The organism is Acinetobacter sp. 778_lipA (genome assembly GCF_058242985.1).
Genome location: NZ_JBZAYT010000001.1, coordinates 22,647 through 37,442, shown reverse-complemented (window position 1 = coordinate 37,442; position 14,796 = coordinate 22,647). Strand labels below are relative to the sequence as shown.

Genomic DNA, 14,796 nt, shown 5'->3' with positions numbered 1-14,796 from the left:
TTCATATTTTTAGACTATTATCTTTATACAGAAAATAAAAGTTGTACCCACTCCAAGGTTATCAACTATTTTAAAATAGCCACATAACCCATTCCGTTCAAAAAAATAATTTAGGAATCAATATGAATAAATATCTCGCAGAATTTATCGGAACCTTTTGGCTGGTGTTTGGAGGATGTGGTAGCGCAATATTTGCCGCTGCTTTTCCAGAACTGGGCATCGGTTTTGCTGGTGTCGCACTGGCATTCGGTTTAACCGTACTCACAGGCGCTTTTCTTTAGGGCATATCTCAGGCGGGCATTTTAACCCTGCGGTAAGTGTGGGTTTATGGGTAGGTGGTCGTTTTAATGCTAAAGACTTAGCGCCTTATATTATTGCTCAAGTCATCGGTGGTATTTTGGCCGCATTTGTTTTGTATTTAATCGTACAAGGTCAGGCGGGATTCACGGGAACTGGCGGATTCGCCAGCAATGGTTTTGGTGATTTATCCCCTGGAAAATATTCTTTAGTCTCTGCTTTATTGATTGAAATCGTATTAACCGCCTTTTTCTTAATTGTTATTCTCGGTTCAACAGACAAACGTGCACCTGCTGGCTTTGCTCCGATTGCCATCGGTTTAGCACTTACTTTGATTCACTTAATTAGTATCCCTGTCACCAATACTTCAGTTAATCCAGCCCGTAGTACCGCTGTGGCTTTATTTGCTGAAACAGCAGCACTGAGTCAATTATGGTTATTCTGGGTAGCACCAATTGTCGGTGCAATCATTGGGGCACTGATTTATAAGGTTGTGGGTAATGAGCCTCAATCCTAAATAGATTTTCAATGTAAAAAAATCCTGCTTCGGCAGGTTTTTTTACTTATAAGCGAATGACTTAGAAAGCAATTGATTAGAAAATCATTTAAAAATAAGGATAGTCTTTAAAGAAATGGATTTTCTATTTCGCCTTCACTTTGACGCGCGAGCTGTTCTGGTAGGTCACTTTGCTTCTCTAAACTTGCCACCACATCATTGAGATAGCTTTGTAAAAGCTTAGCCGCTTTTAAGCCTGCTTGATCTTTGGTGATCTGTAAGTTGCCATAAATACTGACACAGTCAGTTTGATTTTCTAAGGTTAAATCATGAATTGAATGTGATTCTGTGCCATTCTCAAACGGTTTAAACATTTTTAATTTTCTCAATTTTTTTCGATCTTATTCACAGTATAAATAGATTCTCAAAAGATACTGCACCATCTGCGCTGAATTATTTCAAAATTTGTAAAATATATTGCAACAACGCTTCAACCAATTGTTTCACCAAGGCATCTTTGGTTTCAGGATCTACTTTCGGCAATTGCATATCCGATGTAGCTGTTGAACCACTTTTGGGTTGGAACTGCTTTTGCAGTGCAGTGATTCTATCCTGACTGACCTCTTCTGCACATTGGCTTTCCGCATCCCAATGTGAGTACTCTATTTCTTTATTGGCCTTGACCTGCTTTGCGTTCAAAGGCAATTTATACGTATTGCGCTTTTGTTCTTCGGTCAGTTGTGGAAATAAATTCATTCCCAACTGCTCTTCTAAATAGCATACGCTGACCACTTTAACCTGAAGTGAATCATTATTTGGCGCATAGTACGCACCAATGATCCCATGTTTAGGCAAGTAAATCGCTTTGTAGATTGCGGTTGGAACAATCACCCCCTTTCCAATGGTTTTTAGTTTTTTTCCTGAAAAGACTGGGCCAGTAACCACATACACATCTTTCTTTTGCTTGGTCACAATTGCACGAGTTGCTTCTTCTAACTCACGCCAAACTTGTTGGTTATTTTTAGCAGCTTGCGGGACCATATTGGCTAAAGAAAAGCTGTCGAACTGTGATTCTTTATTGGGCATATCGGCATTGGGTGACATATGACCACGGTCATAGCCTGAACCACGATAATCCGATAATAATGCACGATGTGCAGCGTTTACACGTGGCTCTTCGTGGAAATTATCTTCACGTTTAATCTTTTGACTTAAGCGCTGTGGAGATAAATATTCTGCTGTCCATAACGGCGTTTTTGAAATCCCCGAATACATCACATTAAACCCATTAAAACATAAGGGATAACTGTTTTTCTTTAAACTTTCTTTGATTAGAACAGGTGGTTGCTCTCGATAGAACTGATTTAAACACACAGAGTTATTGGTACTACTTTGGGTAAACGGCAGTAACTGAAAAATTTTCTCTTGGCCAAACGCAATCGCAAAACTTCCAGTAGCAACAACACCCAACACCATTTTAACTACTGAATTTTTCAACAAAGGCTTCCTAAACAAGGTTAAATAAACAATCCACTCAAAACTGATACAAATTAAGTTTTTGAATTTAAATAGCTTAACAAGTCAATAAACTGAAAGATATTGTGTCGACCTTCAACCGAGTAAAGCTTCTACGATTTATGCTTAACTAAACAACATTCCATGTAACAATTTATTGTTTATTTCATAAAAAATGCTAGAAAATCAAATATCTTACAGATGCTTTATCGCACTTGTGATCATGATTATGTCATGTTGCGCAGTGTTGTTCGACAGCCTTGCGACACAATTTGTCGTATAGGATCGTTTTATGCGGATGTCTCATGATTTGCTGGGGAGAATTGAATGATAAAAGCATTCAAACTGAGCATTCTAAAGGGTTTGATACTGTGTCAGTGTAATATCAGCCCATCTACTTTTGCAGGATCAAGAACACAGAGGATAAGAATTCGTATTTTCAGGATTTAGAGAAAAATCCTTACTAAAGATGAAGTGAATCAATGTAATACATCAGCCCATAAAACCCATGGGCAAAAAAAAGCCAGAATGACTTCTGGCTTTTGATTGATATGAATTTAGATTTCGATCTGGCTACCCATTTCCACCACACGGTTTGGCGGGATTTGATAGAAATCACTCACTGGACTGGTATTACGTTGCATTGAAATAAACAGTTTTTCACGCCATGGTGCCATTCCATCACCCACGGTATGAATCAAACGATCACGTGAGATGAAGAAACTGATATGCATCATGTCAAATTCAACTTCAAGCTGCTTATAAGCCAACTCTAGCGCGTTTGGAATATCAGGTTGATCCTTAAAGCCATAGTAAACAAAAACCCGTTGGAAGCGCTTATCTAAGACTTCAACACGGATTCTTTCTTGGTCTGGCACATACGGAACATCACGGGTAATCACCGTCACCATAATATTGCGTTCATGCAGGACTTTATTGTGCTTGATATTGTGCAACATCGCATGAGGAACAATATTTGGATTACCGGTTAAAAATACCGCTTGACCGGGTACAAACTGTGTTTCATCACTCAAACTGACACTTTTAATAAATAGATCCAGTGGCAAGGCATCTTTTTCCAAACGGTTAAAGACAATTTCTCGCCCGGTTTTCCACGTCATCAGAATAGTAAATACGATTGCACCGATCAGGATCGGGACCCATCCGCCTGAAATGATTTTTAATGAAGTTGACCCAATAAAAATACTATCAATCACTAAAAATGGGATAGCAAACAATGCCACTTTCCACTTTGGCCAACGCCAAAAACCATAGGCTAAGATTGAAATCAAAATCGTATCGCATAGCATAGTCATGGTGACCGCTACACCATAAGCATTGGCAAGATTGGCACTGTTTTGGAAAATCACAATCAATAAAAGAATCGAAACGTAGAGTATCCAGTTGATAAAGGGCAAATAAATCTGACCTTGTTCTACATCAGAAGTGTGATGCACGGTTAATCTTGGCAAATAGCGTAGCTGAATGGCTTGGTTTGCCATTGAAAACACACCAGTAATCACCGCTTGTGAGGCAATCACCGCTGCCGCTGTGGCTAGGGCAATCATGGGGTATAAGCCCCATTCAGGTACAAGCAAATAGAATGGGTTTTCAATCGCACTTGGATTACGTAATAATAATGCACCTTGCCCTGCATAATTTAATAACAGACAAGGTAAGACAATGATAAACCAGCCTAAACGAATCGGTAGCCGTCCAAAATGCCCCATATCTGCATAGAGTGCTTCCCCCCCCGTAACCGTCAAAATCACCGCACCCATAGTTAAAAAGGCCACAAAGGGTTGGTGAAAAATAAAGTTCAGTGCCCAATGTGGACTGAGCATGCTTAAAACATAAGGAGTTTGGCTAATACTATGAATACCGATTAGACCGATAGAGGCAAACCAAGTTAAGGTGATTGGACCAAAAAACTTCCCCATGGTTCCCGTACCATGTCTTTGTACAAGAAACAGTGCGGTAAGAATGCCGATTGCTAAAGGCATCAACCATTTATTAAACATAGGTGTTGCAATACTCAGCCCTTCAATGGCTGAAAGTACTGAAATTGCTGGGGTAATAATGCCATCACCAAAAAACAGCGATGCACCAATAAATCCCAAGGCGATTAAATAGATTTTGCGATTATCTGCGATACGATTAGAGCGTAAGTTCAGCGCCAGCAAGGACATGATACCACCCTCACCATTGTTATCTGCTCGCATGATAATGGTGACGTATTTAAAGCTGATGGTGAGCATCATGCACCAGAAAATCAGTGACAAGATCCCAAGCACGGTCGCTTCGGTGATGGCAATGTGTGCAGTCAGAAAACATTGGCGTAGGGCGTACAAGGGACTGGTTCCGATGTCTCCAAATACCACCCCTAATGCTGCGAGTGTGATCGCAGGTAACGCGGCTTTTTTTGCAGTACTTTGCATAGATTCGTCTTCAAAAATTTAGACACTATTTTTGCGCAATCATATCACTGTGAAATTTTTTTTGCTCTAAATCAATTGTTGCTTGGCAGAAATCTTTTTTTTGGTTATTATCCCACGCCTTGGTGAAGTGTCCGAGTGGCTTAAGGAGCACGCCTGGAAAGTGTGTATACGTTTATAGCGTATCGAGGGTTCGAATCCCTCTTTCACCGCCAGAATTGAAAAACTGCATGCCGATGCAGTAGAGAAAGGCTTAGATCTTAAGGGTTTAGGCCTTTTTTTGTTGTCTTTCTAATAATCAGAATCTCGATATGGTTGGGGGCATAATTCATTTATGGCGTATACCTGCTGAAAAAATGAAAATGGCACAGCCTCACATCATTCCATTATCCAAGCAGGCAATTGAACTAATTGAAGGCTTACGTCCACTTACTGGCAACAAGCAATACGTTTTCTATAATCACAGCAAAGCCGATGAGTAGTAATGCTTTACTCTGCGTTATCCGCACAATGGGTTATAACGGTAAAATGACGGGACATGGTTTCTGTGGGCTTGCTTCCATAACCTTACATGAGCAAGGTTATATGCACGATGCAATTGAAATTCAGTTAGCGCATAGGGTTGGTAATACTGTGTCTCAGGCATATAACCATGCACAGCATTTAGAGTGCCTAACAAAGATGATGCAGGAATGGGCTGATTTTATTGATAGCTTAAGAAATAAAATGATGCCTTTTCTTAAGCACAAAATTCCTCAATTATTTTATTAAATAAATATTGATAATTGATTTTTGTGTGCACACTATATCTCGTGTTCCAATTAAAAATAAAACACAAAATATAGTGCTATCTAGTCCTAAAAGTCGGTTTGCTGCGTAACATCTTTGATAATTCTAATCTCAATAGGTCTAAAAGGTTTTAGGTAAACATTCATTTAACCGACAAAATATGTCGTTCAATTGAATTAACACCTAGACACATATATCTGGGTCTGGTATATAGTATTTTTAAAATTTGAATTGAAGTTGATGTTATGCTGAAATTAGGTACAGTGTTTAGCGGTATAGGAGCAATTGAACATGCTCTAGAACGGCTATCTATCCCTCATGACATTGCATTTGCATGTGATAACGGAAATATCGAAATTGATATTAAACAAGATGAAATTGAAAAAAATCTAGCAAATTTACATAGTTTTAAAGAAAAAAAAGCATATATTGATGGGCTTTATTCTAAGAAAAAAAAGAAAAACTTTGTTGAAGAAAGCTATCAATCTAATTACAACATCCCACAGGAACATTTTCATTATGATGTTCGGTTTTTGGATGGATACCAATATAGAAATAATATTGATTTGTTTGTAGGTGGAAGTCCTTGCCAATCATTTTCTATGGTAGGTAAACGTGGTGGGTTTGAAGATACTAGAGGAACACTTTTTTATGAATTTGCTCGTTTAGTTAACGAAATTAGACCTAAAGTCTTTATCTATGAAAATGTTAAAGGTGTATTAAGCCATGATGGTGGAAATACTTGGACAATCATGCAAAATGTTTTCAGTGATTTAGGCTATAAGTGGTATTCCCAAGTTCTAAACTCTAAAAATTATGGTATCCCTCAAAATCGTGAACGATTATTTGTTATCGGATTCTTAGACCAAGCGGCCGAGTTTGAGTTTCCAACCCCTCAGGTTTTGACAAAAAAAATGCAAGATTTTCTTTTGGAAAATACACCTGAAAAGTATTACCTAGGTGATAAAGGCATTGATTTCGTTACAAGCACTAAGAACCTAAATAAACAATATACTCAAATCAATGGTTCAATCGGTTTATGCCAAAAGGCTAATCAACAATTTAATTGGCATGGTGATTTCATTTTTGAAGAGCTACCTAAACCAATTGAAGAGAAGTATTTTCTTTCAGAAAAGCTTGTGAATTATGTGATGGCGACAGGGACAAAAGGCTTCTATACTCGACCACAAATTGATCTAGAAATAGCTCGACCACTTTTAGCAACAATGACAAAGATGCATAGAGCTGGCGTTGATAATTACGTGACTACACAAGGTAGGATCCGTAAATTAACTCCTAGAGAATGTTTAAGGTTAATGGGGTTCTGTGACAGTTTTAAAATCGTTGTTTCAGATACACAAGCTTATAGACAAGCTGGTAACTCTATTGTAGTAGATGTTCTTATGAGCATTGTTAAGCAAATTAATTTAACGATTGATTGGTCTAAAAAAGTAGAAAGAAATCAACTAGAACTCATTTAGTTTTTTTTAAGTTAGGTGTAGGATAGAATAAAAATTCCCTACGCCTAAGATAGTATGAACGACTCTTTAAGTATCTCTAAACCATTGGCTGATAGTTTTGTTAAACGTCCAGTTAAACTATTAAAAACTAATGGTGCTGGCGAAGCTAAATTTTATATAGGCTCGACTGATAAAATAGATGAGTATAATAATTTCTTTAACCAATTCTCGGCTCAAAATACTTACTATTTTAAGAAGCAAAACTTACTAGAATTTTTACTAAAAGAAAAATTTGAATTCTGTTACCAATTCATTAATCAATATAAAGAAGTATCTCTAGAGTATTGGGACTCTGTGTATCAGGAGGTTTTAGCTTGTCCTGAAGAAATCTCCTTTCACTTAACATCTTTTAATGATGAACGGCGCTTTTACATAAGGTCAGCATCAGGAGATATTTTTAATGATTTAGTACGTAGAATTTCTTTACCGCTTATTTCAATACTAACCATCGAAAAAGAAAATCCAAATAATTTTTTATTTACATTAGATGTTGACTTTACTAAACCTAGTAAACTAGTTGAAGAAGAAACAATAATTGGAAAGGGTTACAACAAAATTATTTACGGCGCACCAGGAGCAGGAAAAAGTGCATCTGTTAGTGAAATAGTTGGTGAAAATTATATTCGTACAGTCTTTCATCCAGAGACTCAGTATTCTGATTTTATTGGTTGCTTAAAACCTCATAAGGACAACGGTAGCGGAAGTATTACTTATAGTTTTCGAAAAGGGCCATTTATTCAAATTTTAGTAAAAGCTCTACTTGATCCAAATACAAACTACTTTCTAGTTATTGAAGAACTGAACAGAGCAAACACTGCTGCCGTATTTGGAGAAGTTTTTCAGTTACTAGATAGAGATAAGGATGGAAAAAGTGAATATCCAATCCTTATCCAAGATGAGGATTTATATGATGCTTTAATGAGTGTAACTGGTCTTGAAAGCAATGAATTTATATCAAAGCGTCAACTAATCATACCTAGTAATTTGTCAATTATTGCAACTATGAATAGTAGTGATCAGGCTGTTTTTCCTTTAGATACAGCATTCAAACGACGTTGGATTTTTAAATATTTACCAATAGATTTTATGAATTGTGCTAGCGGAGAAATTCCTATCTATCATACCAATCTTCCGAAGGTTGAGTGGAAAATTTTAGCACAGGCAATAAATACAGTTTTAGTTCAACTAAAAGTTCAAGAAGATAAACTTATTGGTCCTTGGTTTATTAAAGATAGTGATCTTACAATAGATACAGTGAAGGATACTTTAATTGGTAAAATTTGCTCATATCTATGGGATGATGCTCTTAAATATAAAAGCCATAATGATGAAATTTTTAAGCGAGATATTCATAGTTACGGCCAGTTACATCAAATCTATTCCAATGGAGAAGCTATTTTCTCTGAAAAATTTATAGATATGTTAAAAGCCCAGCAAGATGCTGATGAACGTGTTTCGACAGAATCAGAGTAATGAAATATCAATATTTTGAAGACAAACAATTTGTCGATTTAAAAAAAATTCCTGATTTTGTGATTGATAAATTAAGGTCACTTGACGGTATTGACTCAGTTAATCAGGGAATGAAGATTTCATTTTGTGGGATCATCATTTGTGATGGCTGTACGTACTGCTTTTCTCCTGCAAAATCGTCATCTAAAAACACTGAATCTATAGCAACCTTAATAAAAGTTATTCATTTTTATAAAAATTCTGTTGATTCCAGTTTATTAGCATTTGATGAGGATAAACAAGGAAAAGTTATTGAAGAGATTTCTTTAACTGATATTTTTGAAATTATTGATCTATATTTTAGTGTAGGTATCTTAAAATCTAAATCACATAGCCATAGTGAGAAGGGACGAACGAATTGGTCTAAAACAGTGAATAGAGAATTTCCAGTTTTTACCAGTGAGACTGTCCCAATCTATTTAGATCTTCACAAATATCCAATCTCTATTTACCAAGATGATTTAATCTCAAGCATTCACAGTGAAATTATTTTGGATATTTTTAATAAGTTTCACTGGTTAGATGAAAGATTTAACTTTGTCTCAATGAATCAGTTAGAAGAGAAAATTATATTTAATGAATTGGGCATATATCAAAAAATCATTTTGTTAAACCGAAGATTACATTCAACTTTTGTGTCACTTGAAATTAGAACGCTGCAATTATTGATTAGATATTTAGAAAAAATCCACAAAATTGGTTCGAACGATGTTGTAATTGGTATTCGAAAATTTCATTACGTTTGGGAATTCTTACTTAAAAACATTTTCCATAATGTTGATCTAAAAATTAATTCTTTATTGCCAGTACCCCAATATCTATTTTCAGGTCCTACAAAGTTTAGTGAAACCTCAAATCAAAAGGGTATGCGCTTAGATATATTTATTAAGAATAATAACTGTTGTTGGGTCATAGATAGTAAATATTATACCGCTACTGGAGCACACGATGCTCCAGGATGGACTGATTTAGTTAAACAATTTTTCTACGTTAAGGCAGTTAAACTCATTTATCCTGAGCTAGAAGAAGTTAAAAATATTTTCATTTTTCCTGGAATAACCAATCTTCTATCTAGCATTAAATTGGCTTATCGTGAAGAGTCTAAAGAAGAAGAAAAATTAGAAAAACTAACGGAAAATTTTATTCCTATTGAATGCTTATATTTAGACCCTAACGATATAATGGAAAAGTATTTAAAGTCTGAAAAAATTAATATTTCGGATTACATTTAATCCGAAATTTAGATAGGTAATTGATGATGTATATAATCTACTAAAAATAAGGGAGCTTTCGCTCCCTACCTTTATCAAATTTGTATCTTATCTTCAATCCATTGATGGATTTCCAAAGCCACCCAACCAATACATGATTCACTCAAGCGAACTGGTTTAGGAAATGTTGGATCATAATATTTTGAATTTGCATTGATCATTTCATAGATTTTTGCACGACTGATGCTTGTGAATTGAATAACCTCTTTAATGTTAATAATTTGATTCATTTGAAAAGTTTGACCTGTGAACGCATTCATGATGTTTAACCTGAATCATTTTTTTAAGTAGATAAGCAATAGGGGCAAGTGTAATCCATTCAGATTGCCGACTTCACTTATTACCCTTATCTTCTTAAACTTTAATATTTATGCATCTACTGTATCTTTGTGTTCTACTAAAAATTGATATTGATCAAGTCGTTGATTGTTGAAACACCATACGTCTAAGGCTAGATCTAACATAATTTTTTGACGGTCAATGATGGCTTGTTTTGACCATTTTTCGAAAATGTAATTTTTATGATCTTTAAAGCGATTAATTGCAGTATTTTTGCCTATGTTAAATTGGTGATCCAGCAAGTTCACGGTTAATAGATTAGATTTTGCATATTCTTGCTGCTTCTGCTCAAACCAATTATTAGTTGTTAGGTCATTCATTTTGTTGATAGCTTGGTTAATCACACTTTCAAGTAAAGTAACGTTGCCTAACTTATAGATAGTATTGTTATATTCAGTTTTATCCAAAAACTCTTCTGATAACACATTGTCTTTTGGTGTTTGAGGGAAAATGTGCTCAATTTCTAATTGACTGATTTGTTTAAAATTAAAATCAGTTAGACCTGCTTGAGTACGTGCCTGATTTTCTAACTGACCTAAAATAAAACGCTGACGATATTGTGGGTTATAACCATCGTGACGGATATTTAAAAATTTGAATTTTAAATTATCTAAGCGTTCTAGCACATAAGGTACTATTGTTTTTTCTACAGATTGTTGAATCTCATCTATCGTTGTTTTTCCACGGAATGAGACCACCCAATTGGCGAATGAGTATTCATTACTTTTACCTAGAATCCCCACTGTATTGGTAACAAAATAAAAGCTTTCAATTTGCTTAGCTAAATAATCAATGGCTGCTTTATCCGCTTTTTTTGATAAAGCCAAGAGCATAACCAAATGTTGTCGAGCTTTATATTTGTTAATAAAACCAATATGGGTCACATGTGGATATTCACTACCATCACTTAAGCGTTTAGTCGCATTCACTAAATCTGCATAGCGTTGTGCCATAAATTCAATTTCTTTGACTAATTCAATTGGATGTGTCTCGTACTTCAGAATAGCCTTACCTGATTTTGTGATAATCCAATTGTAGATATCATCTTCACGCAAAATACCGTTGTGATAACGTGCCATCATAAAGTAACGCAGGAAACGTAGTGGATTTTCATCTTCTCCACAGCGCAGTAAAGCCTCATTAATTTTTTTCCATGTCTCCTTAATGGTATTAAACTGACTTTCACTGGCTTGTCTAAATAGCAGATTTTTGACCAAATCCATGGCATTTAGACTTGCACCACGCTGGTTGATGGTTTCAAAAATCTTAAGTGCACTACCTATATCTTCAGATTCAATGAGCACCAAATCAATTTTACTCATGAAGTAACGTGCAAATTTGGTTAAGGCAGGTACGCCTTTTTGCAAAATATTTTCAAGATAATTATAAATTTGATTGTAAGCAGCACGCATTTTCTGAATGGATGCTGTATTTTCACCCTCGTATTTTTCTTTCAGAATGAGCGTATCTAGAAAATTCTTGCTTTCTTCGTATTGAAGTTCAAGACGAAGTAGGTATTTTTCAGTATCCAAATCAAAGCTATACAGTAAGTTATTTACCGTACTTAAATGATTCTTTTGTAGTTCGGTCAAATCTTGATTTGAAAGTAAATCTCTGATTGCACACAAGGTGAGTGTAATGGTGGTCAGACGTTGCTGGCCATCAATTACATCATACTTATTTTTGTTTTTAACAATGATAATGGAACCAATGAAATAGCTTTCTTGTTGTTCAGCATTTTCATCGTATTCATTATCTATATCTGTTAAAAACTGCTCGACTTGATCATCTGCTTTCCATACGTATTCACGTTGATAGTCAGGTACGAGGAAGAAATAGTCCTTTAATTTTTCAATCGATTTTACTTGTGCATCAATTTTCATATTTACCCCCAAATATTTTAACCACACCTTAAACGTACTGATTAACACCTAAATTATAGCCGTTTAAGCTTATTAAAATCATTTATCCTCTTTCTGAATCCTTTCTACAGTAATATATTCATTCGGAATTACGATCTGTTTCTCTATATTTTTAACTTTATATGAGATTAGGGTATTTTTACCAATACCTTGAAATAGCACTTTTACATCTTTTTTAAAAATAAATATTTGATTTTGACTAAGCTCTTTAGTTGTCGTTTTAGGTAAATCAATCAAATTGGCATAAGGCGCTTTAATATATAGGGTCGCTTTCTCTATACTTACACCAGTTTTTTGCATCGTGTACTCTAAGAACACTTTACCAATATCTCCGATAAAAAACATAGGTAAAAGTGGGGTCATAATAAGAAAAAGCGCTATTTGTATACTGTCCTTAATATGTGTTTCTAATCTCTTTAATTTGGTTTTTGCAAATTTTTTAAGATTATCACTAGCATCAGGATCGTCAATTATATCTTTTAGGTTTTCAAATTTATTGCCGAATTCTTTGATCTTCTGTCGATTAATGTAAAAAGCATAATAAAACAATGCAATAAAAGCAGATGTAACAGCGATATAAAGACTAATTTTCCAATGCAATAACAATAAACTTCGAAGGCTATATAGAAGGTATATAGATGCTCCTAATGTTAAAATGCTGATCTTTGGAAAGGGAAGTTTCTTTCCAATTCTTATATGAGGTGGTAAATATTTATCAACTGTAGTGAAAATTAGATATACCAGTGGTGTTAAAGATATACCAAAGAAAAATAACACCATGCTTAATCCAGTATAGACAATAGAACATGCTACAAAGATCAGTAAAAAAACAAGTGTATCACCAAAGCTAATCTCCGATGGGATATAACCAATGCTTAGAAGATAGGCGACTAAGCACATTATACCTATCGCAATAATAGCTTTAATGGTTGTCAGAGTCACTTCATGCCACTGACTAAAATTATTTAAAAATCTTGTTATTAGGTCATTCATTAATTATCGAACCAAATATTTATAAAGTTATTTATAGCTAACTAATCAATTATAATCTGAACTATGCTCAGTAGTTTAAATAATAGTTTATTTTTCAAAACACCCTAACTCATTAACTTATTATAGTTTTTTAAAACAATCCTTTATCTCGTCTCGGTTGGCATCACAACATCCGCAGACTGACACACCTCTTGCCACTTAATTTTAAAATCATTAATCGCTTTTTGTCGGGTTAAAGGTATCTGATAAATCGGTACACCCTTTGCATCGTCAATCATACCTTTTAACAATACCTGTTCTTTTGCAGACAATGCTTCAGGATTAAAATCAACATCATCCAACGATAAACCGTTTTGACGTAACTGCATTAACATTTCGGAGGTCTGTTCAAGTAACTGACATTCTTTAGGAGCTTCAGCATGTGCGACAGAAAAAAATAATAATAAAATACTGAATCGTTTCATTCTCAATTGTTCTAGTTTTTACTTAGCTTAGTTATACGATATTTGAGCTATTTTTTGAAGCAAATAGATACATATCCACTCAACTAAAAAGACAATTGACTATTTCAATTCCAACTTTCTTGAATTAGTATCAAGTGAAAAGAACTTCTAGCACGATTCAAAGGAGGTGAAATACAAAATAAAAATCATATAGATGTAACGTTCTCTTAAGATAATCATGATGCGGTACTTATTAGCGATTCAAACAAGTTAAAAGCATAAAACTGCTATTCGGGAGTGACAATGAATAACAGCGCCAATTATGTAAGACAAGTCAAAAATGCTAAACGTGGTGGATACACCCCAACTATTGCCAAAGATGTAAATAAGCATAAAATTCAGAAAGCTATCCAATTGATTGAGCAATGGAGAAAACTCGCAAACGAATTGAAACCCCAAATGCAAATAGATATGGCAATCACCCTAGAAGAATGCGCACAAGATCTGGATCATATTTTAAGGAGAAAATAAGTCTATATTTCAAAACTGATAAAGATTTATTGATTTAACCCCAAATACTCAAGGCTTACCCCTCCGTAAGCCTTTTTAGTCGAAAGATTAAAGCGATTACTAATCGTTGCTCTAGTTATCTTTGTTAACCTGAGTTCAATATAAAGTTCTTGATGAAATATGATACGCGGAAACGTCATCCGCAACTGTCTGAGGCAGGACTCCATTTATAAAGTGTTGTTTCTACGATTCATTGAATAAGTTGCTGGTGGCCGACGAGTTTTGCGGTGAGCAGCGATGTAGCTGCGCAAGATGGTTACCCTTGCGGAGCTTAGCTCCTCATATCGAAACAAAAGTAGGGCGAGCCGCAGGCTGATCCAGAAATTAGATGAAAGCTCAGCAAGACTCCGCCAAGATTATTGTTTTTCAATAAGTCAAAGAGATAGCTAGCTCGAGTCCATGTTTTGTTATTTTTTCTGTCTACAAATTAAAAGTGGTAAAATCCGTTTCTCTCTAAAAATCTAAGCATTCATACCGCACTGCATTATCAACTTCAAACCAATATCCGATCGCTAAGACTATAAATATTAAAGATTATTCAATTGTTTATTTTTTGGCTTGCAATCTTATAAATATTCTGTAGAATTCTCGCCACGTTGCCGGCATAGCTCAGTTGGTAGAGCAACTGACTTGTAATCAGTAGGTCCACAGTTCGAATCCGTGTGCCGGCACCATTTTTACTTAGCCTCGCTTT

At 35.1% G+C, this 14,796-nt stretch carries 11 protein-coding genes, 2 tRNA genes and 2 pseudogenes; 8 read left to right on the top strand and 7 right to left on the bottom strand.

Features of this window, described 5'->3' with window-relative positions; genetic code table 11:
* Positions 1-122: 122 nt before the first annotated feature.
* Positions 123-814 (top strand): annotated as a pseudogene (gene aqpZ / locus AC4CUY_RS00195) (aquaporin Z).
* A 107-nt stretch (positions 815-921) separates the two neighbouring features.
* Here the strand turns inward: aqpZ and AC4CUY_RS00190 are convergent.
* The 3 genes from AC4CUY_RS00190 to AC4CUY_RS00180 all read right to left on the bottom strand — a co-directional run bounded on the left by AC4CUY_RS00190 (position 922) and on the right by AC4CUY_RS00180 (position 4,746).
* Positions 922-1,167 carry a hypothetical protein gene (locus tag AC4CUY_RS00190; protein WP_151802451.1) on the bottom strand — a complete coding sequence of 82 codons (246 nt, stop codon included), beginning with the start codon at positions 1,165-1,167 and terminating at the stop codon, positions 922-924.
* 79 nt (positions 1,168-1,246) lie between these two features.
* Positions 1,247-2,269, bottom strand: a complete 1,023-nt coding sequence (locus AC4CUY_RS00185) for a DNA/RNA non-specific endonuclease (RefSeq protein ID WP_490774649.1) — start codon at positions 2,267-2,269, stop codon at positions 1,247-1,249.
* Between the two features lie 596 nt (positions 2,270-2,865).
* Entirely contained in the window at positions 2,866-4,746 is a 1,881-nt protein-coding gene (locus AC4CUY_RS00180; protein ID WP_004718533.1) for a potassium transporter Kup, read from the bottom strand.
* A gap of 121 nt (positions 4,747-4,867) precedes the next feature.
* On the opposite strand from AC4CUY_RS00180, the gene AC4CUY_RS00175 reads away from it, so the two are divergent.
* From AC4CUY_RS00175 to AC4CUY_RS00155, 5 genes and pseudogenes are all read left to right on the top strand, one after another.
* Positions 4,868-4,958 (top strand) — tRNA-Ser (locus tag AC4CUY_RS00175).
* A gap of 117 nt (positions 4,959-5,075) precedes the next feature.
* Positions 5,076-5,514: pseudogene (locus tag AC4CUY_RS00170) on the top strand (tyrosine-type recombinase/integrase); the annotation flags it as partial.
* Between the two features lie 263 nt (positions 5,515-5,777).
* On the top strand, positions 5,778-7,013 hold the full coding sequence (locus tag AC4CUY_RS00165; RefSeq protein WP_336952396.1) for a DNA cytosine methyltransferase: 1,236 nt from the start codon (positions 5,778-5,780) through the stop codon (positions 7,011-7,013).
* Between the two features lie 54 nt (positions 7,014-7,067).
* Positions 7,068-8,525, top strand: a complete 1,458-nt coding sequence (locus AC4CUY_RS00160) for an McrB family protein (RefSeq protein ID WP_336952397.1) — start codon at positions 7,068-7,070, stop codon at positions 8,523-8,525.
* Positions 8,525-9,796, top strand: coding sequence for an LlaJI family restriction endonuclease (locus AC4CUY_RS00155; protein ID WP_336952398.1), 1,272 nt, complete (start codon positions 8,525-8,527; stop codon positions 9,794-9,796). The genes AC4CUY_RS00160 and AC4CUY_RS00155 overlap by 1 nt, the downstream gene beginning before the upstream one ends.
* Positions 9,797-9,870: 74 nt before the next feature.
* Here the strand turns inward: AC4CUY_RS00155 and AC4CUY_RS00150 are convergent, their stop codons facing one another.
* The 4 genes from AC4CUY_RS00150 to AC4CUY_RS00135 form a co-directional block, all read right to left on the bottom strand.
* On the bottom strand, positions 9,871-10,095 hold the full coding sequence (locus AC4CUY_RS00150) for a helix-turn-helix transcriptional regulator (protein WP_336952399.1): 225 nt from the start codon (positions 10,093-10,095) through the stop codon (positions 9,871-9,873).
* 108 nt (positions 10,096-10,203) lie between these two features.
* Entirely contained in the window at positions 10,204-12,057 is a 1,854-nt protein-coding gene (locus tag AC4CUY_RS00145) for a DUF262 domain-containing protein (RefSeq protein ID WP_336952400.1), read from the bottom strand.
* A gap of 78 nt (positions 12,058-12,135) precedes the next feature.
* On the bottom strand, positions 12,136-13,089 hold the full coding sequence (locus AC4CUY_RS00140) for a hypothetical protein (RefSeq protein ID WP_490773537.1): 954 nt from the start codon (positions 13,087-13,089) through the stop codon (positions 12,136-12,138).
* Between the two features lie 143 nt (positions 13,090-13,232).
* Complete coding sequence (locus AC4CUY_RS00135) at positions 13,233-13,553, bottom strand: hypothetical protein (protein ID WP_336952404.1); 321 nt, start codon at positions 13,551-13,553, stop codon at positions 13,233-13,235.
* Between the two features lie 282 nt (positions 13,554-13,835).
* Here AC4CUY_RS00135 and AC4CUY_RS00130 point away from each other — a divergent pair, with 282 nt between their 5' ends.
* Together AC4CUY_RS00130 and AC4CUY_RS00125 are read left to right on the top strand one after the other, a co-directional pair.
* Positions 13,836-14,063: a hypothetical protein gene (locus AC4CUY_RS00130; RefSeq protein ID WP_004718547.1), complete on the top strand. Its 228-nt coding sequence runs from the start codon at positions 13,836-13,838 to the stop codon at positions 14,061-14,063.
* A gap of 637 nt (positions 14,064-14,700) precedes the next feature.
* Positions 14,701-14,776: transfer RNA gene (locus tag AC4CUY_RS00125), tRNA-Thr, on the top strand.
* The last annotated feature ends 20 nt before the right edge of the window (positions 14,777-14,796 follow it).